The 24346-nt window shown below is 53.6% G+C and carries 24 protein-coding genes; 14 read left to right on the top strand and 10 right to left on the bottom strand.

Annotated elements, in window-relative coordinates; genetic code table 11:
* The first annotated feature begins 17 nt into the window (after positions 1-17).
* Positions 18-917, top strand: coding sequence for a porphyrinogen peroxidase (gene yfeX / locus NNO04_RS13590; protein ID WP_271445143.1), 900 nt, complete (start codon positions 18-20; stop codon positions 915-917).
* A gap of 111 nt (positions 918-1028) precedes the next feature.
* Here yfeX and murP read toward each other — a convergent pair whose 3' ends face one another.
* Both murP and murQ read right to left on the bottom strand, forming a co-directional pair.
* The gene (gene murP / locus NNO04_RS13585) at positions 1029-2453 is read right to left on the bottom strand and encodes a PTS N-acetylmuramic acid transporter subunit IIBC (protein ID WP_271445113.1); all 1425 of its coding nucleotides are present in this window, start codon (positions 2451-2453) and stop codon (positions 1029-1031) included.
* A gap of 5 nt (positions 2454-2458) precedes the next feature.
* Complete coding sequence (murQ, locus tag NNO04_RS13580) at positions 2459-3355, bottom strand: N-acetylmuramic acid 6-phosphate etherase (RefSeq protein ID WP_271445112.1); 897 nt, start codon at positions 3353-3355, stop codon at positions 2459-2461.
* A gap of 195 nt (positions 3356-3550) precedes the next feature.
* Between murQ and murR the strand changes: the two genes are divergently transcribed.
* The 7 genes from murR to cysM all read left to right on the top strand — a co-directional run bounded on the left by murR (position 3551) and on the right by cysM (position 10326).
* Entirely contained in the window at positions 3551-4411 is an 861-nt protein-coding gene (murR, locus tag NNO04_RS13575; RefSeq protein ID WP_271445111.1) for an HTH-type transcriptional regulator MurR, read from the top strand.
* Positions 4412-4535: 124 nt separating this feature from the next.
* Positions 4536-5327 carry an SDR family oxidoreductase UcpA gene (gene ucpA / locus NNO04_RS13570; RefSeq protein WP_162379018.1) on the top strand — a complete coding sequence of 264 codons (792 nt, stop codon included), beginning with the start codon at positions 4536-4538 and terminating at the stop codon, positions 5325-5327.
* Between the two features lie 157 nt (positions 5328-5484).
* Positions 5485-6501 (top strand): sulfate ABC transporter substrate-binding protein, encoded by a 1017-nt coding sequence (locus tag NNO04_RS13565; protein ID WP_271445110.1) that lies wholly within the window; start codon positions 5485-5487, stop codon positions 6499-6501.
* Positions 6502-7335 carry a sulfate/thiosulfate ABC transporter permease CysT gene (gene cysT, locus NNO04_RS13560; protein WP_271445109.1) on the top strand — a complete coding sequence of 278 codons (834 nt, stop codon included), beginning with the start codon at positions 6502-6504 and terminating at the stop codon, positions 7333-7335. It abuts the gene before it with no gap.
* A complete protein-coding gene (gene cysW / locus NNO04_RS13555) occupies positions 7335-8210 on the top strand; it encodes a sulfate/thiosulfate ABC transporter permease CysW (protein ID WP_271445108.1) in 876 nt (291 codons plus the stop codon). Before cysT ends, cysW begins: the two co-directional genes overlap by 1 nt.
* Positions 8200-9297 carry a sulfate/thiosulfate ABC transporter ATP-binding protein CysA gene (cysA, locus tag NNO04_RS13550; RefSeq protein ID WP_271445107.1) on the top strand — a complete coding sequence of 366 codons (1098 nt, stop codon included), beginning with the start codon at positions 8200-8202 and terminating at the stop codon, positions 9295-9297. The genes cysW and cysA overlap by 11 nt, the downstream gene beginning before the upstream one ends.
* A 117-nt stretch (positions 9298-9414) precedes the next feature.
* Positions 9415-10326 carry a cysteine synthase CysM gene (cysM, locus tag NNO04_RS13545; protein WP_271445106.1) on the top strand — a complete coding sequence of 304 codons (912 nt, stop codon included), beginning with the start codon at positions 9415-9417 and terminating at the stop codon, positions 10324-10326.
* A gap of 32 nt (positions 10327-10358) precedes the next feature.
* Here the strand turns inward: cysM and NNO04_RS13540 are convergent, their stop codons facing one another.
* Positions 10359-11075 (bottom strand): type 1 glutamine amidotransferase, encoded by a 717-nt coding sequence (locus NNO04_RS13540; RefSeq protein WP_271445105.1) that lies wholly within the window; start codon positions 11073-11075, stop codon positions 10359-10361.
* A gap of 13 nt (positions 11076-11088) precedes the next feature.
* Positions 11089-12384 (bottom strand): MocR-like B6 salvage transcription factor PtsJ, encoded by a 1296-nt coding sequence (ptsJ, locus tag NNO04_RS13535; RefSeq protein ID WP_271445104.1) that lies wholly within the window; start codon positions 12382-12384, stop codon positions 11089-11091.
* Positions 12385-12466: 82 nt separating this feature from the next.
* Between ptsJ and pdxK the strand changes: the two genes are divergently transcribed.
* Positions 12467-13333 carry a pyridoxine/pyridoxal/pyridoxamine kinase gene (gene pdxK / locus NNO04_RS13530; protein WP_271445103.1) on the top strand — a complete coding sequence of 289 codons (867 nt, stop codon included), beginning with the start codon at positions 12467-12469 and terminating at the stop codon, positions 13331-13333.
* A complete protein-coding gene (locus tag NNO04_RS13525) occupies positions 13330-13569 on the top strand; it encodes a cytoplasmic protein (RefSeq protein WP_271445102.1) in 240 nt (79 codons plus the stop codon). Before pdxK ends, NNO04_RS13525 begins: the two co-directional genes overlap by 4 nt.
* Positions 13570-13722: 153 nt before the next feature.
* Here NNO04_RS13525 and crr read toward each other — a convergent pair whose 3' ends face one another.
* From crr to cysZ, 5 genes are all read right to left on the bottom strand, one after another.
* Positions 13723-14232, bottom strand: a complete 510-nt coding sequence (crr, locus tag NNO04_RS13520; protein ID WP_000522253.1) for a PTS glucose transporter subunit IIA — start codon at positions 14230-14232, stop codon at positions 13723-13725.
* Positions 14233-14272: 40 nt separating this feature from the next.
* On the bottom strand, positions 14273-16000 hold the full coding sequence (gene ptsI / locus NNO04_RS13515) for a phosphoenolpyruvate-protein phosphotransferase PtsI (RefSeq protein WP_162382062.1): 1728 nt from the start codon (positions 15998-16000) through the stop codon (positions 14273-14275).
* A gap of 44 nt (positions 16001-16044) precedes the next feature.
* Positions 16045-16302, bottom strand: coding sequence for a phosphocarrier protein Hpr (ptsH, locus tag NNO04_RS13510; RefSeq protein WP_004936458.1), 258 nt, complete (start codon positions 16300-16302; stop codon positions 16045-16047).
* 384 nt (positions 16303-16686) lie between these two features.
* A complete protein-coding gene (cysK, locus tag NNO04_RS13505; RefSeq protein ID WP_162382063.1) occupies positions 16687-17658 on the bottom strand; it encodes a cysteine synthase A in 972 nt (323 codons plus the stop codon).
* Between the two features lie 184 nt (positions 17659-17842).
* Positions 17843-18604 (bottom strand): sulfate transporter CysZ, encoded by a 762-nt coding sequence (cysZ, locus tag NNO04_RS13500; protein WP_271445101.1) that lies wholly within the window; start codon positions 18602-18604, stop codon positions 17843-17845.
* 230 nt (positions 18605-18834) lie between these two features.
* Between cysZ and zipA the strand changes: the two genes are divergently transcribed.
* The 3 genes from zipA (at position 18835) to NNO04_RS13485 (ending at position 22140) form a co-directional block, all read left to right on the top strand.
* Positions 18835-19833 (top strand): cell division protein ZipA, encoded by a 999-nt coding sequence (gene zipA / locus NNO04_RS13495; RefSeq protein WP_271445100.1) that lies wholly within the window; start codon positions 18835-18837, stop codon positions 19831-19833.
* A gap of 71 nt (positions 19834-19904) precedes the next feature.
* Positions 19905-21920: an NAD-dependent DNA ligase LigA gene (gene ligA, locus NNO04_RS13490; protein ID WP_271445099.1), complete on the top strand. Its 2016-nt coding sequence runs from the start codon at positions 19905-19907 to the stop codon at positions 21918-21920.
* A 1-nt stretch (position 21921) separates the two neighbouring features.
* On the top strand, positions 21922-22140 hold the full coding sequence (locus NNO04_RS13485) for a DUF3820 family protein (RefSeq protein WP_271445098.1): 219 nt from the start codon (positions 21922-21924) through the stop codon (positions 22138-22140).
* Here NNO04_RS13485 and NNO04_RS13480 read toward each other — a convergent pair.
* Positions 22137-23135, bottom strand: coding sequence for a bile acid:sodium symporter family protein (locus NNO04_RS13480; RefSeq protein ID WP_271445097.1), 999 nt, complete (start codon positions 23133-23135; stop codon positions 22137-22139). The two genes, NNO04_RS13485 and NNO04_RS13480, sit on opposite strands and share 4 nt — an antisense overlap.
* Positions 23136-23224: 89 nt before the next feature.
* Here NNO04_RS13480 and NNO04_RS13475 point away from each other — a divergent pair, with 89 nt between their 5' ends.
* Positions 23225-24151: a LysR family transcriptional regulator gene (locus NNO04_RS13475; protein WP_271445096.1), complete on the top strand. Its 927-nt coding sequence runs from the start codon at positions 23225-23227 to the stop codon at positions 24149-24151.
* Positions 24152-24346 lie beyond the last annotated feature (195 nt).

Raw genomic sequence — 24346 nt, 5'->3', positions numbered from 1 at the left:
CATATTCAGGAGGAATGATGTCTCAGGTTCAGAGTGGCATTTTGCCAGAACATTGCCGTGCGGCGATTTGGATTGAAGCCAATGTTAAAGGGGAGGTTGATGCCCTGCGTGCGGCGAGCAAAGCGTTTGTCGACAAACTGGCAACCTTCGAAACAAAATTCCCTGATGCGCACTTAGGCGCCGTCGTGGCTTTTGGCAACAACACCTGGCGCGCCCTCAGCGGCGGAGTGGGTGCAGAAGAGCTGAAAGATTTTATCCCTTATGGTAAAGGTCTGGCACCGGCAACGCAGTACGACGTGCTGATCCATATTTTATCCCTGCGTCATGACGTGAATTTCTCCGTTGCTCAGGCGGCGATGGAAGCCTTTGGTGACTGCATCGAAGTGAAAGAAGAGATCCACGGTTTCCGTTGGGTAGAAGAGCGCGATCTCAGCGGTTTTGTCGATGGGACGGAAAACCCGGCAGGCGTTGAGACGCGCCGTGAGGTTGCGGTCATTAAAGACGGCGTTGATGCGGGCGGCAGCTATGTGTTCGTACAGCGTTGGGAGCACAACCTGAAGCAGCTCAACCGCATGAGCATCCACGATCAGGAGATGATGATTGGTCGCACCAAAGAAGCCAACGAAGAGATCGATGGCGACGATCGTCCTGCGACCTCTCACCTGAGTCGCGTGGATCTGAAAGAAGACGGCAAAGGACTGAAAATTGTTCGCCAGAGCCTGCCGTACGGGACGGCCAGTGGTACTCATGGTCTCTATTTCTGCGCCTACTGCGCACGTTTGTACAACATCGAACAGCAGTTGTTGAGCATGTTCGGCGACACTGACGGCAAACGCGATGCCATGTTGCGCTTCACCAAACCGGTGACTGGCGGTTACTACTTTGCGCCATCTCTGGATCGTTTGATGGCGCTGTAAGGCGTTAACGGCTTTGCTCGTTGAAAGGCCAGTCAGTGATGTCACTGACTGGCCTTTTTGTTATTCACGTTTCAGCGTGGTGCGGGGGAAACGGAGGGCAAGCTGCATTTTTTAATCCAGATTCACGTTACGACAGCCAAAGAGCACCGTAAAAATAAAACCGCTCGCCCAGGAAATCAGTATTCCACCGGCATACACCGCCATTGCAGGGAGGATACCTTGCGCTGAGGTCATTAATGGCAGGGCCACCAGGCCGGAAGGGCCAAAGGCGCTGTTTAACCCCATCGGCAGACCGGACCAGGCCACCAGACCGATAAACAGACCACCGGCCGCGCCACCAAAGCAGGCGGTGATAAACGGCTTCATTCGCGGCAATGTGACGCCATAAATCAGCGGTTCGCCGACGCCAAGTAAGCCTGGAATGATCGCGCCGCGAACCTGGCTGCGTAACGCACTGTGTTTTTCTGCCCGCCAGTAGAGCGCCAGTGCGGCCCCGACCTGGCCCGCGCCCGCCATGGAAAGTATCGGGAACAAGCTGTTAAAACCCTGACTGCTCATTAACGCCAGATAGACGGGAATAAAGCCCTGATGGACGCCAAATACGACAGAAATCAGGAAAAGCCCGGCGAGGACAGCACACCCCAGCGGATTGCTGTTGAGATGGATAAAGAGCCACGACATCCCTTCGAACAGCCATCCGCCCAGCGGCATAATCACCAGATAAGCCAGAATCGCCGTGATTACCAGGGTTAGCATGGAGGTCAGAAGCATATCCAGATCATCAGGCATAAAACGGCGAATCAGACCTTCAATGCGTGCGCTGGCCCAGGCGGCGATCAGGACGCCAATAATGTTGCCGCGTGGGTCTATCGGCAGTCCAAAGAAATCCTGCAGACCGGAGTAATAACCCGTGGTGGCGCCCGGGTTGTACCCCAGCAAGAATAGCGAGGCAATGATGGCACCGTTAACCCCTGTGCCGCCAAACGCTTGCGCCGCGTTGTAACCAATAAGAATAACCAAAAAGGTAAACAGCCCTTTGCTGAAGACCTTCATAAAGTTCAGCGCATCGGGAAGCGTCCCGGTCGCATCGGCCGGGACGTGCATCACGGTACCGATCAGCGTCGCAATCCCAAGTAGCAGACCCGCGGCAATAAAGCCGGGGATCAGCGGTGTGAAAATAGTGGCAAATTTTGACAGAAACTGCTGAATCCCGGATGTCTGCTTCGCTTTAATCTGGCGTTTGTTCTGCGCAGCGATTTCCGCAGCCTGTGGGGTAACCGTTTCGCCCAACAACACGTTCATGGCATCTGCCGCGCGTTGCGCTTTACCTGGGCCAAAAATGACCTGCACCTGGTTATCAGAGATCAAAACGCCTTTCACCCCCTCCAGCGTTTTAATGGCGGGATCAACCAGACTGCTGTCATGCACAGACAGCCGCAAACGGGTCATGCAGTTACCGCATTTGGCAATGTTAGCCGCGCCGCCGACCCGATCGATGATGGTATTCAGGAGTTCGTGACTGATTTCTTTTGCCATTCCCGTTATTCCTCTTCCAGTACCCGGCGAATGAAACCGCCATGCTGCTCAAGCCGCAACCTGGCTTCTGTTGCATCGAGGTTTTTCAGCAACATGATAATGGCCGTTTTGCAGTGACGCGCACACGCCAACAGCGCGTCTTCGGCTTGTTGTTCAGTACAGCCTGTTGCATTTTTGACGATATTGACCTGCCGGGCATTCAGTTTTTCGTTGGTGGCGACAACGTCCACCATCAGATTTCCGAATACTTTTCCTGATTTAATCATCAGACCGGTCGAGAGCATGTTGAGAACGAGTTTTTGCGCGGTGCCCGCTTTCATACGAGAAGAACCGGTGACCACTTCTGCGCCGACGACGGGGGTGATGGCCAGCTCTGCGGTGTTTGACACATCGCTGCCCGGATTACAGGAGATGCCGATCGTCCGACAACCGATTTTACGGGCATATTCCAGTCCGGCGATGACATACGGAGTACGACCACTGGCCGCGATGCCCACCACCACATCGGTGTTGTTCAATCCGAGTTTTTTCAGGTCGTTGATGCCGAGTTCCCGGTCATCTTCTGCGCCTTCAATGGCGTGTTGTAGCGCGCGATCGCCCCCGGCAATCACGCCCACGACGACCCCAGGGGCCACGCCGTAAGTCGGGGGACATTCACTGGCATCAAGAACACCGAGGCGGCCTGACGTCCCTGCGCCAGTATAAATCAGACGTCCGCCAGCGCTGACCTGAGCTGTAATCATATCGATGGCCGCTGCGATATCAGGCAGCACACGCTCTATCGCAAGGGGAACGGTTTTATCCTCATTATTGATGATTTGGCACATCTCTAATGTCGATACACGGTCAATTTCTGCAGAGGCGCGGTTCGCCCCTTCGGTAATCATCTTTTCAAGTTTCATAATGCAGGTTGCCTTACAGGTTCGTCGTGACTTTATGATATAACTGGAATCATATATTTCATAAAATTAAACACAATGAGAATCATTGAGTCTCGTTGCGGAGTGTGAGGGCAATCAAACTCTGACAGGCCTTTATGGTATGCTGCGCTGAGGGTTTGGAATTTTTGATTCCATGATGACGGGGGCTGGAGCGAGATGTTTTATCTGACGAAAATGCGCAATGCTGAGGGCGAATTCACAGAGAATGAGCAGAAAATTGCCGGGTTTCTTTTAGCGAATCTCAGTGAGCTGAAGGCGGTTTCTTCCCGTAGCATGGCAAAACAGCTGGATGTGAGTCAGTCCAGCATCGTGAAATTTGCCCAGAAGCTTGGGGCCAAAGGCTTTACTGAACTCCGAATGGCGTTGATTGAAGAGCACAGTATTAGCCGGGAAAAAAAACATGATACGGCGCTGCATCTGCACAGCACCATTACCAGTGAAGACAGCCTGGAAGTCATCGCCCGCAAGCTTAACCGGGAAAAAATGTTTGCTCTTGAACAAACCTGCAGCCTGATGGATTTCGCTCGTCTGCAAGCGGTCATCGGGGCAATCAGCAAAGCCAGCCTCATCCAGATAACCGGAGTCGGCGGTTCGTCGCTGGTGGGACGGGATTTATCGTACAAGCTCATGAAAATTGGCTATCGCGTTGCCTGTGAGGTGGATACCCATGTTCAGGCCACGGTTGCGCAGGCCCTGCAAAAAGGGGATGTGCAGATAGCGATCTCCTACAGCGGTTCGAAAAAGGAAATCGTGTTGTGCGCTGAAGCTGCGCGTAAACAAGGAGCCACCGTGGTCGCTATCACATCATTGAGTGATTCACCGTTACGCCGCCTGGCGCACTACACGCTGGACACGGTATCCGGAGAAACCGAATGGCGAAGCTCTTCCATGTCTACGCGAACCGCGCAGAATTCAGTGACCGACCTTCTCTTTATCGGCATGGTACAGCTCAACGATGTTGAGTCCCTGCGCATGATCGAACGCAGTAGCCAGCTTATTAAGCAGTTGGGTAAATAAGGGGCTGATTTTTTACTTAAGATTTACCTCAATTAGTGAGCTGTTCCGCAGCACTTATTTGTTATTGCTGTATTTTCAGTGTTAATGGAGTGTAAGGCTCTGTATTCAAATGGAGAACATTGAAATGGGTAAACTCACGGGTAAAACAGCACTGATTACGGGCGCGTCACAAGGTATTGGCGAAGGGATCGCCAGAGTGTTTGCTCGCCATGGCGCGAACTTAATTTTGTTGGACATCTCCGATGAGATTGAAAAACTGGCGGACGAGCTGGGGGGACGCGGTCATCGTTGTACGGCGGTTCATGCTGACGTCAGGGATGCCGCCTCTGTTGCAGCAGCCATTGCCCGCGCGAAGGAGACGGAAGGTAAAATTGATATTCTCGTCAATAATGCGGGCGTTTGCCGGTTAGGTAACTTTCTCGACATGAGTGAGGAGGACCGGGATTTACATATTGATATCAATATTAAAGGTGTCTGGAACGTCACAAAAGCGGTGCTGCCCGAAATGATCGAGCGCAACGACGGGCGCATTGTGATGATGTCTTCCGTGACTGGCGACATGGTTGCCGACCCAGGTGAAACCGCCTATGCCTTATCCAAAGCTGCGCTGGTCGGTCTCACCAAATCACTGGCCGTGGAATTCGCACAGGCGGGGATTCGGGTGAATGCGATCTGTCCTGGCTACGTGCGCACCCCAATGGCGGAAAGCATTGCCCGACAGTCCAATCCGGATGACCCTGAGTCCGTGCTGACCGAGATGGCGAAAGCGATCCCGATGCGCCGCCTGGCAAGCCCGCTTGAAGTCGGTGAGCTTGCGGCCTTCCTCGCTTCCGATGAATCCAGCTATCTGACGGGGACGCAAAACGTGATTGACGGTGGCAGCACGCTGCCGGAAAGCGTCAGTGTTGGTGTCTGATTGACACGCATGACCTCCTCACCCTCGGTGGGGAGGTGTTCTCTTATTCTCTTTTCAACTTTCAAATCATCAAACGGTATATAAAACCGTTACTCCTTTGACGCTAGTTATAAATATGATGGCAAATAGAAAGTCATTAAATTTATAAGGGTGCGCAATGGCCATCAACTTACTGAAAAAAAGAACCCTGACGCTGGCAGCAATTCTGTTACTGGCTGGCCAGGCGCAGGCAACGGAACTGCTGAACAGTTCATACGATGTTTCCCGCGAGCTGTTTGCTGCCCTGAACCCGCCGTTTGAACAGCAATGGGCGAAAGACAACGGCGGCGACAAGCTGACGATTAAACAATCTCATGCCGGGTCATCAAAACAGGCGCTGGCGATTTTGCAGGGTCTGAAAGCCGATGTCGTCACTTATAACCAGGTGACGGATGTGCAGATCCTGCACGATAAAGGCAAGCTGATCCCAGCGGACTGGCAGAGCCGTCTGCCAAATAACAGTTCGCCATTCTATTCCACGATGGCGTTCCTGGTGCGCAAGGGCAACCCGAAAAACATTCACGACTGGAGCGATCTGGTGCGAACGGATGTGAAACTGATTTTCCCGAACCCGAAAACCTCTGGTAATGCGCGTTATACCTATCTGGCGGCCTGGGGTGCGGCAGATAAAGCCGACGGCGGCGATAAAGCCAAAACCGAGCAATTCATGACCCAATTCCTGAAGAATGTTGAGGTGTTTGACACCGGCGGTCGCGGTGCCACCACTACCTTCGTTGAACGTGGACTGGGCGATGTGCTGATCACCTTTGAGTCGGAAGTGAACAACATTCGCAAACAGTATGAAGCGCAGGGTTTTGAAGTGGTGGTGCCGAAGGTGAATATCCTCGCCGAGTTCCCGGTGGCGTGGGTCGATAAAAACGTGCAGGCCAACGGCACGGAGAAGGCGGCGAAGGCGTATTTGAACTGGCTCTACAGCCCTGAAGCGCAGACCATCATTACTGATTTCTACTACCGCGTGAACAACCCGGAAGTGATGGACAAGCTGAAAGACAAATTCCCGCAAACCGAACTGTTCCGCGTGGAAGAGAAGTTTGGCGCCTGGCCTGCGGTGATGAAAACCCATTTTGCCAGCGGTGGCGAACTGGACAAACTGCTGGCGGCGGGGCGTAACTAAATGTTGGCGGTCTCCTCCAGACGCGTGCTGCCCGGCTTTACTTTAAGTCTGGGCACCAGCTTGCTGTTCGTCTGCCTGATTTTGCTGCTGCCGCTCAGTGCGCTGGTGATGCAGCTTTCTGAGATGAGCTGGGCGCAGTACTGGGAAGTGATCACCAATCCGCAGGTGGTTGCGGCCTATAAAGTCACGCTGTTGTCGGCGTTTGTGGCATCGATTTTTAACGGTGTATTCGGCCTGCTGATGGCGTGGATCTTAACCCGCTATCGCTTTCCGGGGCGCACGTTGCTGGATGCGTTGATGGATCTGCCGTTTGCCCTGCCAACGGCGGTCGCGGGTTTGACGCTGGCGTCGCTGTTTTCGGTCAACGGTTTTTACGGCGAGTGGCTGGCGAAGTTTGATATCAAAGTGACCTATACCTGGCTCGGTATTGCGGTCGCGATGGCGTTTACCAGCATTCCATTTGTGGTGCGCACGGTGCAACCGGTTCTGGAAGAGTTAGGTCCGGAATACGAAGAAGCGGCAGAGACGCTCGGTGCGACCCGCTGGCAGAGTTTTCGCAAGGTGGTGTTGCCGGAGCTCTCTCCGGCGCTGGTGGCAGGTGTGGCGCTCTCCTTTACCCGCAGTCTGGGAGAGTTTGGCGCAGTGATTTTTATCGCGGGCAATATCGCGTGGAAAACCGAAGTGACCTCGCTGATGATTTTTGTTCGCCTGCAGGAGTTTGATTATCCGGCGGCGAGCGCGATCGCATCGATTATCCTGGCTGCGTCGTTGTTACTGCTGTTCTCAATTAACACTTTGCAAAGTCGCTTTGGTCGACGTGTGGTAGGTCACTGATGGCGGACGTTACTCAATTAAAGCGCTATGACGCGCCCCGCATTAACTGGGGGAAATGGTTGCTGATTGGCGCGGGCATGCTGGTGTCCACGTTTATTTTGCTGGTGCCGATGATCTCCATCTTCGTGCAGGCATTCAGCAAAGGATTGATGCCGGTATTACAGAATCTGGCCGACCCGGACATGCTCCACGCCATCTGGCTGACCGTACTGATTGCATTGATTGCCGTGCCGGTCAACCTGGTGTTCGGCGTGTTGCTGGCGTGGCTGGTAACGCGCTTTAACTTCCCGGGCCGCCAGTTGCTGCTGACGCTGCTGGATATCCCGTTTGCCGTCTCGCCGGTGGTCGCCGGTCTGGTGTATCTGTTGTTTTATGGCTCTAACGGTCCGCTGGGTGGCTGGCTGGATGAGCATAACCTGCAAATTATGTTCTCCTGGCCGGGCATGGTGCTGGTCACTATTTTCGTCACCTGCCCATTTGTGGTACGTGAACTGGTGCCGGTGATGTTAAGTCAGGGGAGCCAGGAAGACGAAGCGGCGATTTTGCTCGGCGCCTCCGGCTGGCAAATGTTCCGCCGCGTGACGCTGCCGAATATTCGCTGGGCGTTGCTGTACGGCGTGGTGCTGACCAACGCCCGTGCGATTGGCGAATTTGGCGCAGTGTCGGTGGTCTCCGGTTCGATTCGCGGTGAAACCCTGTCGCTGCCGCTACAGATTGAATTACTGGAGCAGGACTACAATACCGTCGGCTCCTTTACCGCCGCCGCGTTACTGACGCTGATGGCGATTATTACCCTGTTTTTGAAGAGCATGTTGCAATGGCGCCTGGAAAATCAGGAAAAACGCGCGCAACAGGAGGAAAATCATGAGCATTGAGATTGCCAATATTAAGAAGTCTTTTGGTCGCACCCAGGTGCTGAATGATATCTCACTGGATATTCCTTCAGGTCAAATGGTGGCGCTGCTGGGGCCTTCCGGTTCCGGAAAAACCACGCTGTTACGGATTATCGCCGGGCTGGAACATCAGTCCAGTGGCCATATTCGCTTCCACGGGACTGACGTCAGCCGCCTGCATGCGCGCGAACGAAAGGTCGGTTTCGTGTTCCAGCATTACGCGCTGTTCCGCCATATGACTGTATTTGACAATATCGCCTTTGGCCTGACGGTGCTGCCGCGTCGTGAGCGCCCGAATGCGGCGGCAATTAAAGCGAAAGTGACAAAGTTGCTGGAGATGGTGCAACTGGCGCATCTGGCAGATCGCTTCCCGGCGCAGCTTTCCGGCGGGCAGAAACAGCGTGTGGCGCTGGCGCGCGCGTTAGCCGTGGAACCGCAAATTCTGTTGCTTGATGAACCGTTTGGCGCGCTTGACGCGCAGGTCCGCAAAGAGTTGCGTCGCTGGCTGCGTCAGCTGCATGAAGAGCTGAAATTCACCAGCGTCTTTGTGACGCACGATCAGGAAGAAGCCACCGAAGTGGCGGACCGCGTGGTGGTGATGAGTCAGGGCAATATTGAGCAGGCCGATGCGCCTGATCAGGTGTGGCGTGAGCCAGCAACCCGTTTTGTGCTGGAGTTTATGGGCGAGGTGAACCGCCTGCAGGGGACCATCCGCGGCGGGCAGTTCCACGTTGGAGCGCACCGTTGGCCGCTGGGCTATACCCCGGCGTATCAGGGGCCTGTCGATCTCTTCCTGCGCCCGTGGGAAGTGGACATCAGTCGTCGTACCAGCCTTGACTCGCCGTTGCCGGTACAGGTACTGGAAGCCAGTCCGAAAGGCCACTACACCCAATTAGTTGTGCAGCCTCTGGGGTGGTACAACGAGCCGCTGACGGTGGTGATGCAAGGTGAAGATGCACCAGCCCGCGGTGAGCGCCTGTTTGTTGGGTTGCAAAATGCGCGTTTGTATAACGGTGAACAACGTATTGAAACGCGCGAGGCGGAGCTTGCTCTGGCTGAATCGGCCTGATAGGTTAATTCGTATGTTTATCGCCCGGTGGTGGCGTGCTTACCGGGTCTGGAATATCGTCGTCACTTGCAGACCGGGTAAGCGCAGCGCTACCCGGCTTTTTTATGAGCAGAAAACGTGAATACATTAGAACACACCATCGGCAACACGCCGCTGGTCAAATTACAGCGTCTGGGGCCGGATAACGGCAGCGAAATTTGGCTCAAACTGGAAGGTAATAATCCGGCGGGTTCGGTAAAAGATCGTGCCGCGTTATCGATGATTGTCGAAGCAGAAAAGCGTGGCGAGATCCAACCGGGCGATGTACTGATTGAAGCAACCAGTGGCAATACCGGAATTGCGCTGGCGATGATCGCCGCACTGAAAGGCTATCGCATGAAACTGCTAATGCCGGACAACATGAGCCAGGAGCGCCGCGCCGCCATGCTCGCTTACGGTGCTGAGCTGATCCTGGTCACCAAAGAGCAGGGAATGGAAGGGGCGCGGGATTTGGCGGCTGCGATGGAAAATCGCGGTGAAGGTAAGTTGCTGGATCAGTTTAACAATCCGGATAATCCATACGCGCACTACACCACCACAGGTCCCGAAATCTGGCAGCAAACGTCCGGGCGGATCACCCATTTTGTCTCTAGCATGGGGACGACCGGCACCATTACCGGCGTGTCGCGCTTTCTGCGTGAGCAGGAAAAACCGGTGACGATAGTGGGATTGCAGCCTGAAGAAGGCAGCAGTATTCCGGGTATTCGCCGTTGGCCGGCAGAATATATGCCGGGCATTTTCAACGCCTCGTTGGTGGATGACGTCTTAGATATTCATCAGGAGGATGCCGAAAAAACAATGCGCGAACTGGCGGTGCGTGAGGGCATTTTCTGCGGCGTCAGCTCCGGCGGCGCGGTGGCCGGGGCGCTGCGCGTGGCGAAAGCGAATCCAGGGGCTGTGGTTGTGGCGATCATTTGCGATCGCGGCGATCGCTATCTTTCGACCGGGGTCTTTGGCGAAGAGCATTTCAGCCAGGGGGCGGGAATCTAAAAACATCGCCCGGCAAGGGCCGGGCATGTCTGCTATTGGCGGTGCTTCTCGATCAGCAGGTCAAGGAATTGCCACAGTTTTTCATTCATTTCCCGGTAATCCCATTCACGCATTTCCGCGTTTGAGCGAATAAAGCGCTTCCCTCTGGCTTCCGCCAGTTCCTGTTCGGAATGTTGAATCAATCCTTCAACCGCTTCGGCGGTCAACTCCATATGGCACTGGAAACCATAAACAAAATTACCGTACTGCACGATTTGTCGTGGGCAGCCTGCGCTTGTGGCAAGTACCGTTGCCTGATCGGTTAGCCCCGGCATGTCGTTGTGCCAGTGACCCACCATCAACGGGGAGCCAAAGTGGGCAAGCAACGGATGCTGTTGACCTGCCTCGGTCAGCGAAATGGGATAATGACCAATCTCTTTTTCCGGGCTTTGACACACTTTCGCCCCCAGTGCCTCGCCAATTAGCTGTGAGCCTAAACAGATCCCCACCACAATCCGTTGCGCGACAATGGCCTGGTTGATCAGATGCTGCTCGGCCAGGGAGTCAAAATGTGGGCACTCGGCAAGCGTGGTGCGCGGTGATTGCGGCCCGCCAAAAACCACCAGCATATCGAAATCATCGGCATTTGCGGGGACAGGCTCTCCGCTATAGACGCGAGACCAGGAGATTGCGTAACCGCGATCTACAGCCCATTGCAGATAGGCTCCGACTGACTCGAACGACTCATGAACAACAAAATGAACTCGCACTTGTATTCTCCTGTTAGCGTTGCAGCGCCTGATGAATATCAGACGCCAGCGTGTTGATGTCGCTGTCGCTGAGTGTCGACAGCGTAATGCGCAGGCCGTGGGCTGGCGTATTAACGGCAAACACTTCGCCTTCACGCACCAGCCAGCCTGATTTTGCCAGTTTAAACGCAACCGTCTGGCTTGCGTCATGAAGCGGTAGCCACAGATTCAGGCCGTCGCCGGGAGTGACGAAATCAATGCCCTGAAGGCGTAATGCCGCCGCCAGTTTTTGCTGCACAGAGGCATAAAACTGACGGGTATGATGAAGCGATTGCTGGAAGTCCTCGTCGCTCAGACAGGCGTAGACGAGATCTTGTAACAGATGGCTGACCCACTGGCTACCGGAGTTCAACCGTAAACGAAGTTTTGCCGAGGTGGCCGCGTCGCTGCAAACGATGGCGAGGCGCAGGTCCGGACCGAGCGCTTTCGACATGGATCGCACCACGGCCCAATGTTGCGTTTCGCGGGCAATGACCGGATACCAGGGGGAGGAAGAAAGCAGGGCGAAGTGATCGTCGACAATCACCAGCACTTGCGGATAACGTGCCAGGATGGCTTGTAGCGCCGCAGCGCGCGATGCGCTCAGGCTGCATCCTGTTGGGTTGTGCGCCCGTGGGGTCAGAATAACGGCTCTGGCTCCTTTTTGCAGAGCCTGCTCCAGCCCTTCCGGCAGCATGCCTTCGCCATCGACAAGTACCGGAGCTGCGCTAAATCCGGCATAACGGAGCATACTGATACTGCTTAAAAAGCAGGGATCTTCCACCACCACGCTGTCACCAGGCAGCAAATGCGCACAGAGCAAGCGCTCAATTGCATCAATGGCGCCGCTGGTCATATCAATTTTGCCCGCGTGAGGGCTCGCATTCTGCATCCAGTGCGCTGCCCATTTCTTGAGTTCAGGAGAGACTGCCGCATCGCCATACAGACGCGGTGATGCGTTTATTGCTGTGAAATAGCGGCTGAGATCGGGCAGACGTCGGGGATCAGGGTTACCGCCGGAGAGATCGGTCAGCGGTGTTCCAGGGTTGCTCCCTTCGAGCGCCACAGGCGATGGAATGCCTTTGATCACCGTTCCGTTGCGTCCAAGGCTAACGGCAAGCCCGGAAGTGACCAGCCGCTTGTAAGCCGCCGCGACAGTATTGCGGTTAATTTCCAGAGCGGTCGCCAGTTCACGGACCGGCGGCAGCGTTTCGCCTGGCGTCAATTTGCCGCTGGCAATATGTTGGCGAATATTGTCAAAGATTTCGTTGGCGGTTTTTCCGTCGATCATTATTGACCTATGACAAAATGAATTTTAGCATATGACGATAATAGTGAGGCGTGAGCCCGCTGTCCAGTGAGAGGAGAAGGCAATGGGGCAGGAGAGTGAAATACAGTCAGTGCTCTTCGACGATACGCATCGGGCGATACAGACCGATATTGTCGCCGTTCAGTCACAGGTCGTTTATGGTAGCGTTGGCAACAGCATTGCGGTGCCCGCCATTAAAGCACAGGGATTACGGGTGACCCCGGTCCCTACAGTACTGTTTAGCAATACCCCGCATTATCAGACGTTTTATGGCGGCATTATCCCTGTCGACTGGTTTCGCGGTTATCTTCAGGCTTTAAATGAACGTGACGCACTGCGCGAACTGAAAGCTGTGACCACCGGTTATATGGGCAGTGCGGAGCAAATCGCCCTGTTGGCGCAGTGGCTGAAGACGGTCCGGGAATCGTACCCTGATGTGTGTATTTTGGTGGATCCGGTGATGGGCGACACGGACAGTGGGATGTATGTGAAAGCGGAAATCCCCGCCGCGTATTGTCGCCATCTGCTGCCGTTGGCGCAGGGACTGACACCCAACGTCTTCGAACTGGAGATGCTCAGCGGTAAACCGTGCGGCACACTGGATGATGCGGTGATCGCTGCCAAATCGTTACTTTCCGACACCTTGCAATGGGTGGTGATCACCAGCGCGCCGGGTGAAACCGACGAGACGATAAATGTCGCGGTGGTGACCGTCGATTCGGTGGATGTTATTGAACACTCACGGGTGAAAACCGATTTGAAAGGGACCGGCGATCTGTTCTGTGCGGAACTGGTGAGTGGTCTCGTGAAAGGGAAAACGCTGGTGGCGGCGACGAAAAGTGCTGCACAGCGGGTGCTGGACGTCATGACCTGGACCCAGCAATGTGGCTGCGATGAACTGATACTGCCACCGGCAGGGGAGGCGCGATGAAGAGTTATCGGTTGGTGGTCCGCCAGCAGGGACGTGTCGTCGGCCATTTCGAAACCAGCGGCCTTGAGGCGCTGGAAGACATTTGTGTGGCGCGGGCGATGTTCGGCATTGCCGGGGGATATCAGTGCGAATTGCAGGTTTCAGATTCGGAAAGGCGTATGCTGGAAAGCGGGCCGGAAGGGATGAAAATCCTGATGCGTGAAAAGTGTTATCGCCCGGTGACCTCGCCATTGTGACCGCGGCACCGATGCTGGATGGCGGCATACAGGTCCAGGTCCGTGGTGACAAACCGCGTAAGTCGGATAAGCGTAGCGCCATCCGACAAGGTTTTGTCGGTAATTAGATAAAAAAATGGCGCCATCTGGCGCCATTCTTCACTGCGGCAAGAATTACTTCTTGATGCGGATAACCGGGGTTTCACCCACAGTTACGCTACCGGACAGTTTGATCAGTTCTTTGATTTCGTCCATGTTGGAGATAACCACCGGAGTCAGGGTAGACTTGGCTTTTTCTTCCAGCAGCGGCAAATCGAATTCAATAACCGGGTCGCCAACTTTAACGCGTTGGCCTTCTTCAGCGATACGCTTGAAACCTTCGCCTTTCAGTTCAACGGTATCAATACCGAAGTGAACGAACAGCTCAATGCCGCTATCAGATTCGATAGAGAACGCATGGTTGGTTTCAAAAATTTTGCCGATAGTACCGTCAACCGGCGCTACCATTTTGTTGCCGGTTGGTTTGATAGCGATGCCATCACCAACGATTTTTTCAGCAAAAACAACATCCGGCACGTCTTCGATGTTGACGATCTCGCCAGAGAGCGGAGCAACAATCTCAATAGTTCCGGTGTCTTTCTTATCATCAGAAACCAGAGATTTCAATTTATCAAACAAACCCATGATCTTCTCCTAAGCAGTAAATTGGGCCGCATCTCGTGGATTAGCAGATTGTTTTTTCTTCAATGAACTTGTTAACCAGCGTCATTAACTCGTCCGTTGTCGGTTGAGCAAGAGCCTGCTCTGCTAACACCTTCGCATCTTCGAAGTTCGTGTTACGGATAATCTTCTTAATGCGCGGGATAGAAATGGCGCTCATAGAGAATTCGTCCAGACCCATCCCCAGCAACAGAAGTGTAGCACGTTCGTCGCCTGCAAGCTCACCACACATGCCAGTCCATTTGCCTTCGGCGTGAGAAGCATCGATAACCTGCTTAATAAGCGTCAGGACAGATGGCGACATTGGCTGGTAAAGGTGTGAAATCATATCATTACCACGGTCAACTGCCAGGGTATACTGCGTTAAATCATTGGTACCGATACTAAAGAAGTCCACTTCTTTGGCTAAATGACGCGCAATCGTCGCGGCAGCCGGTGTTTCCACCATCACGCCAATCTCAATGCTCTCGTCAAATGCTTTACCTTCGTCACGCAGTTCCTGTTTGTAGATTTCAATCTCTTTGCGCAGTGCGCGTACTTCTTCAACAGAGATGATCATCGGGAACATGATGCGCAATTTACCGAAAGCAGACGCACGCAGGATGGCGCGAACCTGATCACGCAGGATCTCTTTACGATCCATTGCGATACGCACAGCACGCCAGCCGAGGAACGGGTTCTCTTCTTTCGGGAAGTTCATGTACGGCAGCTCTTTGTCGCCACCGATGTCCATGGTACGAACGATAACAGCCTGAGATCCACACGCTTCAGCAACGGCTTTATACGCCGCAAACTGTTCTTCTTCGGTGGGCAGTGCGTCACGGTCCATGAACAGGAATTCGGTGCGGTACAGACCTACACCTTCAGCGCCGTTACGCTCGGCACCTTCAACATCACGTACAGTACCGATGTTAGCGCAAACCTCAACCTGATGACCGTCAAGCGTGATGGCCGGCAGATCTTTCAGTTTCGCCAGTTCCGCTTTCTCAGTCGCAACTTGCTCCTGAACTGCACGCAGCTGTTCGATCTCTTCGTTAGTAGGATTGACGTAAACCTGGTTGTTTACGGCATCCAGAATCAGATAGTCGTCATTTTTTACCTGAGCGGTAACGCTACCCGTACCTACGATGGCAGGCAGTTCCAGAGAACGCGCCATAATAGAGGTGTGCGAAGTACGGCCACCGGCGTCAGTAATGAAACCCAGCACCTTGTTCAGGTTCAGCTGTGCGGTTTCTGACGGCGTCAGGTCAGCCGCAACCAGGATAACTTCGTCCTGAATCGCGCTCAGATCGATAATTGCCAGACCAAGGATATTACGTAGCAGACGTTTACCGATGTCACGTACGTCAGCCGCACGTTCTTTCAGGTATTCATCATCCAGCTCTTCCAGGGCAGTGGCCTGACCTTCGATAATTTCATGCGCAGCTGCATCAGCTGTCATGTGTTTATCTTTAATCAGGGCTATGATTTCCTGCTCCAGCTCCTCATCTTCGAGCAGCATAATATGCCCTTCAAAGATGGCTTCTTTCTCTTCACCGAATGTTTCACCAGCTTTTGTTTTGATCGCTTCCAGTTGCGCAGATGCCTTGGCACGACCGCTCAGAAAACGTTCAACTTCCTGATCAACCTTGTCGGCAGAAATTTTTTTCCGGTCAATGACGATTTCGTCTTCTTTCAGCAACAGTGCTTTGCCGAAAGCGATACCCGGGGATGCTAAAATGCCTGAAATCATAACCCTACCTTACTTGTGACTGATTTTTAAAAGAACCCGGAAAATTACTCGAGTTCCGCCATCAGTTTAACCAGATGTTCAACCGCTTTCTGCTCGTCTTCACCTTCTGCAGAGATGGTAACGACGGTGCCTTGAGTCAGACCCAGAGTCTGCAGTTTGAACAGGCTTTTTGCGCTAGCGCTTTTGCCATTGGAGGTCACAGTGATATCGGAAGTGAAGCCTTTCGCTTCTTTAACAAACTGAGCAGCAGGGCGGGTGTGCAGACCGTTCGGAGCGGTAATGGTAACTTCTTGCTGGAACATTATATTTCCCCAACTTATAGGTTTAGTGTTGTGGAACTAAAGTCTAGCCTGGCGGCTCAACTTTAGCCTGTATTGTTAGCGCCGGCGTAAACGGGGCACGACACAGTCGGTGTTCTACGCAATTCCGTTGCTGGCAACTACTGGCCGCTGACGTTTCGCTCGTCATTAAACATTATGCCGCTAAAGGAAGATTTGAACCAAATCATAAAATCGATTCAGCTAGCGGTTTTCGTGTAACGATTAATTTCGCGCATCAAAATAATTAGTCTGGTTAAATACCAGACCCGGCAGGGTGAATCAATGCCAGGAGGAGTGAAACTTTGAAGCAGGCCACAAAAAAGCGCCCAAAAAGGCGCTTTTTTACGCGTTATTAACATGCTGGCATTACTGTTGCAGTTCCTTCTCAGTGAAGAGATCGGCAAACAATGCAGTGCTCAGATAACGCTCACCTGATGAGGGTAATATAACCACAATATTCTTACCGGTAAAGGTTTCATCTTGCTGGAGCTTAAGCGCTGCAGCAACGGCGGCGCCCGAGGAAATACCCGCCAGAATGCCTTCTTCTTCCATCAGACGACGTGCGGTAGAGATGGCCTCATCGTTGGTGATGCCGATAACTTTATCAATCAGTTTCAGATCCAGATTGCCAGGGATGAAACCCGCGCCAATACCCTGAATTTTGTGCGGGCCGGGTTTCAGCTCAACGCCCGCCAACGCCTGCGCGATAACCGGAGAGTCCGTCGGCTCAACGGCAACGGTGATCAGATCCGTTTTTCCTTTCGTTCCCTTAATGTAGCGGGATACACCGGTAAGCGTGCCGCCAGTACCGACGCCGGAGATAAACACATCAACCTGACCGTCGGTATCTTCCCAAATTTCCGGGCCGGTGGTTTTTTCATGAATTTCAGGGTTTGCCGGGTTGCTGAACTGTTGGAGCAACAGGTATTTAACCGGATCGCTGGCGACGATTTCTTCAGCCTTCTGGATTGCGCCTTTCATGCCTTTGGCGCCTTCGGTCAGCACCAGATTTGCGCCCAGCGCTTTGAGTAGTTTACGACGCTCAATGCTCATGGTTTCCGGCATGGTTAATGTCAGTTTGTAGCCACGCGCCGCCGCCACATATGCCAGGGCGATACCCGTGTTGCCGCTGGTCGGCTCAACCAGTTCAACACCTGGTTTCAGCACGCCACGTTTTTCGGCATCCCAAATCATATTGGCACCAATACGGCATTTGACGCTGAAGCTCGGGTTACGTGATTCCACCTTCGCCAGAATGCGTCCGTTACCGATACGGTTCAGTCGAACCAGCGGCGTATGACCGATAGTCAGCGAGTTATCTTCAAAAATCTTACTCATGGCCTGTCCTTAACTGTATGAAATTGGGGTACAAGGGCTAGCATACCCGCTCAGAGAATATGCGGAAGTAAGGATTTAGCATATCTATATTCAGAAGGGAAATAATGGGGATCCGGATGGAATAAGGAGCGGCATAAGCCACTCCCTTTTTACACAATTTTTTTACAAAGAGAAAAAAGATCAATCACTTCCAGAGCGCGTGTTTATCACGATAGCAATCTACCCACATTGCCGTCGCGCCGCAGACGGCAACCGGCATAATGAATAGGTTGAGCACCGGTAGCATAGTGAACAGACTGGTCAGCGCGCCGAACTGCATATTGGTGACTTTTTTCGTACGCAGGGCGTTTCTCATCTCTTTGAAAGGCACCTTGTGGTTGTCGAAGGGATAGTCGCAGTATTGAATCGCCAACATCCACGCACTGAATAAGAACCACAGTACCGGCGCGACGGTTTGTCCGATGCCGGGGATAAAATAGAGAATCAGCAAAGCAATCGCACGCGGGAGATACCACGCCAGTTTTTGCCATTCACGTTTCATAATGCGCGGTACATCTTTCATGATGCCGAGTATGCCAGTGTCGGGTGGCGTCGCTCCGGTTAAACGTGCTTCAAGCTGTTCCGCCAGCAAACCATTAAACGGCGCTGCTATCCAGTTGGCGAGCGTCGAGAAAAAATAGCCGAATACCAGCAACACGGAGAGGACGACAATCGGCCACAGCAGGTAACTTAACCACTGTAGCCAGTCTGGCACATGGCTCATCAGCGAAGGGATCCAGCTGTCCAACTCGGTAAACAGCCACCAGAACGCGCTGCCCATCAACAGAATGTTGACCATCAAAGGTAAAATAACAAAGCGACGGATACCCGGTTGGGTGACCAACTTCCATCCCTGAGAAAAATAATAGAAACCACTGCGTGGCGCAGCTGCGGATGATGAAACCATAATCAGGACATGCTCCTTTTGTTTAAGCCCCGGCTAAACTTTGTCTATATTACCGTGTTGTGGTCTGGTGGACAGTTAAGAAATGTTCGAAAAAACAGCAAAAAGTACAATTTCGTTCATCTTTATGCTGTGAAAGACAAGAGTCCACTTGCACTTGAGGTAATCGGCAAATACTCTTAGTGAGTAAATGTTTGCCGTGGTGGCAAGGTGTTAGAACAACAGAGAATATAATGATGCAGGATTTGCGTCTGATATTAATCATTGTTGGCGCGATCGCCATAATCGCTTTACTGGTACATGGTTTCTGGACCAGCCGTAAAGAACGATCTTCTATGTTCCGCGATCGTCCACTGAAACGCATGAAATCAAAACGTGACGACGAATCGTTTGACGACGATGTCGATCAAGACGACGAAGGCGTGGGTGAAGTTCGTGTTCACCGCGTGAATCATGCCCCGGGCAATGCACAGGAGCATGACGCACCTCGCCAGCCGCCGCAACACCAGTACCAGCCGCCTTATGCGTCTGCGCAGCCGCGTCAAACGGCTCAGCAACCGCCTGGTGCGCCAGTACCGCCGCAGCATGCTCAGCCGCAGCCAGTACAACAGCCGCAACCGGTTCAGCAACCTGTGCAGCATCAGCCGGTACAGCAACCAGCCGCGCCTCAGGTGCAACCGGTTCAACAGCCTGTGCAGCATGCGCCTCAACCGGCGCCGCAAACATTCCAGCCCGCAGAGCCGGTTGCCGAGCCAACACCTCAGCCGGAACCAGTTGTAGAAACGCCGCCCGCGCCTGAAAAACCGCAGCGCAAAGAAGCGGTCATTATCATGAACGTTGCGGCGCATCATGGCACCGAGTTGAATGGTGATATCCTGCTGAACAGCATTCAGCAAGCCGGCTTTAAGTTTGGCGATATGAATATTTTCCATCGTCATTTAAGCCCGGATGGCAGCGGTCCTGCGTTATTCAGCCTGGCAAATATGGTAAATCCAGGAACGTTTGATCCTGAAATGACGGGTGATTTTACCACTCCTGGTGTGACTATCTTCATGCAGGTGCCGTCTTACGGCGATGAACTGCAAAACTTTAAGCTGATGCTGCAGTCTGCACAACACATTGCCGATGAAGTGGGCGGCGTGGTGCTTGACGACCAACGCAGAATGATGACTCCGCAGAAATTGCGTGAGTATCAGGACCGCATCCGCGAAGTGAAAGACGCTAACGCCTGATTGTACTGAGGCGTGACATTTCCTTTCTAAACCCCCGCCTGTCGGGGGTTTTTTATCATTGATGGTGCGATATGGACTCAATCGAACAACAACTGACAGAACTACGAACCGCGCTTCGCCATCATGAGTATCTTTACCATGTGATGGACGCGCCAGAAATTCCCGATGCGGAATATGACCGACTGATGCAGACACTGCGCGAACTGGAAGCAAAGCACCCGGAAATGGTGACGTCAGACTCACCAACCCAGCGCGTCGGTGCGGCTCCGCTGGCGGCATTCAGCCAGATTCGCCATGAAGTACCGATGCTGTCGCTGGATAATGTGTTTGATGAAGAGAGCTTTTTGGCCTTTAACAAACGCGTTCAGGACCGGTTGAAAAGCACCGACAAACTGACCTGGTGCTGCGAACTGAAACTCGATGGTCTGGCGGTGAGCATTCTGTACGAAAACGGTGTTCTGGTGAGCGCGGCGACGCGTGGCGATGGGACAACCGGTGAAGATATAACCTCTAACGTGCGTACCATCCGCGCGATTCCACTCAGACTGCGCGGCGACAATATTCCGGCTCGCCTTGAAGTGCGCGGAGAAGTCTTCCTGCCACAAGCCGGTTTTGAAAAAATTAATGAGGATGCCCGCCGTACGGGAAATAAAGTGTTCGCCAACCCGCGTAACGCAGCGGCGGGGTCATTGCGCCAGCTTGACCCGCGTATTACCGCGAAGCGACCGCTCACTTTCTTCTGCTACGGTGTTGGCGTACTGGAAGGAGGCGAACTTCCCGATACGCACCTCGGGCGTTTGCTACAGTTTAAAGCGTGGGGGCTTCCGGTCAGCGATCGGGTGACGCTTTGCGACTCTCCTGAGGCGGTACTGGCGTTTTACCACAAAGTGGAAGAGGATCGCCCAACGCTCGGCTTTGATATTGATGGCGTCGTCATTAAGGTCAATTCACTGGCACTCCAGGAACAACTGGGCTTTGTGGCTCGCGCGCCACGCTGGGCGGTGGCCTTTAAATTCCCCGCGCAGGAGCAAATGACCGTTGTGCGCGACGTCGAATTCCAGGTGGGGCGGACGGGAGCAATTACGCCTGTTGCCCGTCTTGAGCCGGTGCAGGTGGCGGGCGTGCTGGTGAGCAATGCCACATTGCATAATGCCGATGAAATTGAACGCCTCGGTTTACGCATTGGCGACAAGGTTGTTATCCGCCGTGCCGGGGATGTGATCCCTCAGGTGGTTAACGTGGTGCTTTCAGAGCGCCCGGAAGAGACACAGGAAATAGTTTTCCCCACCCATTGCCCGGTCTGCCAGTCGGACGTCGAGCGTGTGGAAGGCGAAGCGGTTGCCCGCTGTACCGGTGGCCTGATTTGCGGGGCGCAACGTAAAGAATCTCTTAAGCATTTCGTCTCACGTCGCGCCATGGATGTTGACGGTATGGGCGATAAGATAATCGACCAGTTGGTCGAGAAAGAGTATGTCCATACGCCTGCCGATCTGTTCACCCTGACGGCCGGTAAGTTGACCGGGCTTGATCGCATGGGGCCAAAGTCGGCGCAGAATGTGGTGAACGCGCTGGAGAAAGCCAAAGAGACGACCTTTGCGCGTTTCCTGTATGCGCTGGGTATTCGTGAAGTCGGCGAAGCGACTGCTGCCGGACTGGCGGCGTATTTCGGTACGCTGGAGGCGCTGGAAGCCGCCTCTCTCGACGAACTGCAAAAAGTCCCGGATGTGGGCATCGTGGTGGCCACACACGTGTTCAATTTCTTCGCCGAAGAGAGCAACCGTGAGGTGATCGAACAACTGTTGGCGAGAGGCATTCACTGGCCTGCACCGGTCGTCATCAATGCGGAAGAGATCGACAGTCCCTTCGCCGGTAAAACGGTGGTACTGACTGGCAGCTTAAGCCAAATGTCCCGCGACGATGCCAAAGCGCGTCTGGTTGCGCTGGGGGCGAAGGTCGCAGGCAGCGTTTCAAAGAAAACCGATTTAGTGATTGCGGGCGAAGCGGCGGGTTCGAAATTGGCAAAAGCCCAGGAACTGGGAATTGCCGTTATTGACGAAGCTGAAATGCTCCGCTTGCTGGGTGTCTAAGATGGAAAAAGAGCACCTGGTTGAGATAGCCAATACGGTGATGCCGTTCGGCAAGTACCAGGGGCGTCGATTGATTGACGTGCCGGAAGAGTATTTGCTGTGGTTTGCCCGCAAGGATCAGTTTCCGGCGGGGAAATTAGGCGAGCTGATGGCGATCACGCTGTTGATTAAAACAGAGGGGCTGACGCAACTGGTTCAGCCCCTGAAACGCCCACTCTAAGCTTTCGCGGCGCGGTTCTCCTGCTGCGCCTGTAACGCCTCGGTCTGGCGCTTATAGCGACGCGCCAGCACCGCACACACCATCAGTTGAATCTGATGGAAGATCATCAGCGGCAATACCATCATCCCAATCACCGAGGTGGGGAACAGAATGTTTGCCATCGGGATACCGTTGGCGAGACTCTTTTTCGACCCGCAGAAGACGATCGTAATCTCATCAGCCTTGCTGAACCCCCCTTTGCGGGCCACAAACATGTTGATCGCAATAACTATCGCCAGCAGCACGATGCTGACCACCACGATAAACAGCAGCGATCCCCAGCCCACTTTGTGCCAGATACCGTTCACCACCGCTTCACTGAAGGCAGAATAAACCACCAGCAGGATGGAGGTTTGGTCGGTTTTACCAATCAACTTTTTATTGCGCGCCACCCAATTGCCAATCCACGGGCGTGACAGATGCCCAAGCACAAACGGTAGCAGCAGTTGCAGCATGATTTTACCGACCTGCTCCAGACTCCCTTCTGCGCCGTGGATATTCATCACCAGGCCGACCAGAAGTGGAGATAGGAAAATGCCCAGCAGGCTTGATGCGGATGCGGAACAAACCGCGGCGGCGACGTTGCCCCCCGCCAGGGAGGTGAAAGCGATGGCGGACTGGACGGTGGCAGGAAGAATGCAAAGATAAAGAAAACCGGTATAGAGCATAGGGTCGACGTTAACCGGCGCCCACCAGGCAAATAAAACACCGATGACCGGAAACAGAACGAAGGTACTGCACATCACCCATAAATGCAGTCGCCAGTGGCTACCGCCTGCGATGATAGCTTCGCGCGAGAGTTTGGCGCCGTGCATAAAAAACAGCAGCGCAATGGCGGCGGTGGTTAAGCCTTCAAAGAAAGGAACAAAGCTGCCTTCGGCTGGAAAAAATGAAGCCAGCAATACAACGGTAATCAGGGTCAGGGTGAACGGATCAAGGATACGAAAAATTTTCATAAAAACTCCAGGAATCTGATGCCGATATTTTGCGTTTTTCCGTTTGAGAAATAAAATTGATTTATTGCATCTATATATGAACTGAATTAATGAATTATTCTCTGCGTCAACTTCGGATCTTTGTCACCGTCGCTCAGGCGAAAAGTTTTAGCCGAGCGGGGGATATTATCGGTCTGAGCCAATCGGCAGTCAGTCACAGTGTTAAAGAGCTGGAACGACAGACGGGCGTCAAACTGTTGGATCGCACAACGCGTGAAGTTGTTTTGACGGAAGCTGGACAGCAACTGGCAACACGGCTGGATCGCGTGTTGGATGAACTGCACAGCACCCTGCGTGAAGCGGGGCGGGTGGGCACACAGTTGACCGGTACGGTGCGTGTGGCGGCCAGCCAGACTATCTCAGCGCATCTTATTCCGCAGTGTATTGCACAAAGTAATCACCTTTACCCTGCGATTGATTTTGTTCTGCACGACCGTCCACAGCAGTGGGTACTGGAGAGTATTCGGCAGGGGGATGTCGATTTTGGCATTGTGATCGATCCCGGTGCCGTGACGGATTTACAGTGTGAAACCGTGTTGTCTGAACCGTTTTTGCTGCTCTGCCATCAGAATCATCCTTTCGCCAGGCGAGAGTGGGTGAGCTGGCAGGATCTTGAGCACGAGCGGCTGGTATTGCAGGATTATGCTTCAGGCAGCCGACCGTTGATTGACGCGGCACTGTCGCACTTTTCGATTGATGCCAATATCGTGCAGGAAATTGGTCACCCGGCGACGTTGTTTCCGATGGTGGAGGCGGGCATTGGTATCAGTGTATTGCCTGCGCTGGCATTGCCACTGCCTCAGGGGAATCAATTACAGGTGAAACGACTCACGCCTGTCGTGGAAAGACAGCTCATGCTGGCCCGGCGGAAAAACAGGTCTCTTTCGACCGCCGCCCAGGCACTTTGGGATGTGGTACGTATGCAGGCCAGTGAGCTCACTGCTGGCCGCGCACAGGACCCATTGTATCAGATATAGCGAAGGTGAGAATTCGCCCTTCGGGCCTTCGCCGCAAACGGCTCCGTTGTCTCACTGCGTTCGACCCGAACCTGCAGCAGGTTCGAATCATTAAGTTCTGCGCATAGCAAAAAGGCGCCTTTAGGGCGCCTTTTTACATTGGTGGGTCGTGCAGGATTCGAACCTGCGACCAATTGATTAAAAGTCAACTGCTCT

It is taken from the genome of Citrobacter sp. Awk 4 (assembly GCF_028069725.1).
Classification (GTDB): Bacteria; Pseudomonadota; Gammaproteobacteria; order Enterobacterales; family Enterobacteriaceae; genus Citrobacter_D.
Note: the sequence above shows the minus strand (reverse complement) of the source record. Positions and strands in the feature narration are given on the sequence as shown.

Bases quoted from the DNA above. Each gene is read 5' to 3' on its own strand.
- cysT (WP_271445109.1), top strand. From the start codon at position 6,502: ATGTTGGCGGTCTCCTCCAGACGCGTGCTGCCCGGCTTTACTTTAAGT.
- crr (WP_000522253.1), bottom strand. From the start codon at position 14,232: ATGGGTTTGTTTGATAAATTGAAATCTCTGGTTTCTGATGATAAGAAA.
- NNO04_RS13475 (WP_271445096.1), top strand. From the start codon at position 23,225: ATGAATTATTCTCTGCGTCAACTTCGGATCTTTGTCACCGTCGCTCAG.
- murQ (WP_271445112.1), bottom strand. From the start codon at position 3,355: ATGAAACTTGAAAAGATGATTACCGAAGGGGCGAACCGCGCCTCTGCA.
- cysA (WP_271445107.1), top strand. From the start codon at position 8,200: ATGAGCATTGAGATTGCCAATATTAAGAAGTCTTTTGGTCGCACCCAG.
- murR (WP_271445111.1), top strand. From the start codon at position 3,551: ATGTTTTATCTGACGAAAATGCGCAATGCTGAGGGCGAATTCACAGAG.
- murP (WP_271445113.1), bottom strand. From the start codon at position 2,453: ATGGCAAAAGAAATCAGTCACGAACTCCTGAATACCATCATCGATCGG.
- NNO04_RS13480 (WP_271445097.1), bottom strand. From the start codon at position 23,135: ATGAAAATTTTTCGTATCCTTGATCCGTTCACCCTGACCCTGATTACC.
- NNO04_RS13485 (WP_271445098.1), top strand. From the start codon at position 21,922: ATGGAAAAAGAGCACCTGGTTGAGATAGCCAATACGGTGATGCCGTTC.
- cysZ (WP_271445101.1), bottom strand. From the start codon at position 18,604: ATGGTTTCATCATCCGCAGCTGCGCCACGCAGTGGTTTCTATTATTTT.
- ptsI (WP_162382062.1), bottom strand. From the start codon at position 16,000: ATGATTTCAGGCATTTTAGCATCCCCGGGTATCGCTTTCGGCAAAGCA.
- pdxK (WP_271445103.1), top strand. From the start codon at position 12,467: ATGGGGCAGGAGAGTGAAATACAGTCAGTGCTCTTCGACGATACGCAT.
- NNO04_RS13525 (WP_271445102.1), top strand. From the start codon at position 13,330: ATGAAGAGTTATCGGTTGGTGGTCCGCCAGCAGGGACGTGTCGTCGGC.
- cysW (WP_271445108.1), top strand. From the start codon at position 7,335: ATGGCGGACGTTACTCAATTAAAGCGCTATGACGCGCCCCGCATTAAC.
- ptsH (WP_004936458.1), bottom strand. From the start codon at position 16,302: ATGTTCCAGCAAGAAGTTACCATTACCGCTCCGAACGGTCTGCACACC.
- zipA (WP_271445100.1), top strand. From the start codon at position 18,835: ATGATGCAGGATTTGCGTCTGATATTAATCATTGTTGGCGCGATCGCC.
- ucpA (WP_162379018.1), top strand. From the start codon at position 4,536: ATGGGTAAACTCACGGGTAAAACAGCACTGATTACGGGCGCGTCACAA.
- cysK (WP_162382063.1), bottom strand. From the start codon at position 17,658: ATGAGTAAGATTTTTGAAGATAACTCGCTGACTATCGGTCATACGCCG.
- yfeX (WP_271445143.1), top strand. From the start codon at position 18: ATGTCTCAGGTTCAGAGTGGCATTTTGCCAGAACATTGCCGTGCGGCG.
- ligA (WP_271445099.1), top strand. From the start codon at position 19,905: ATGGACTCAATCGAACAACAACTGACAGAACTACGAACCGCGCTTCGC.
- ptsJ (WP_271445104.1), bottom strand. From the start codon at position 12,384: ATGATCGACGGAAAAACCGCCAACGAAATCTTTGACAATATTCGCCAA.
- NNO04_RS13565 (WP_271445110.1), top strand. From the start codon at position 5,485: ATGGCCATCAACTTACTGAAAAAAAGAACCCTGACGCTGGCAGCAATT.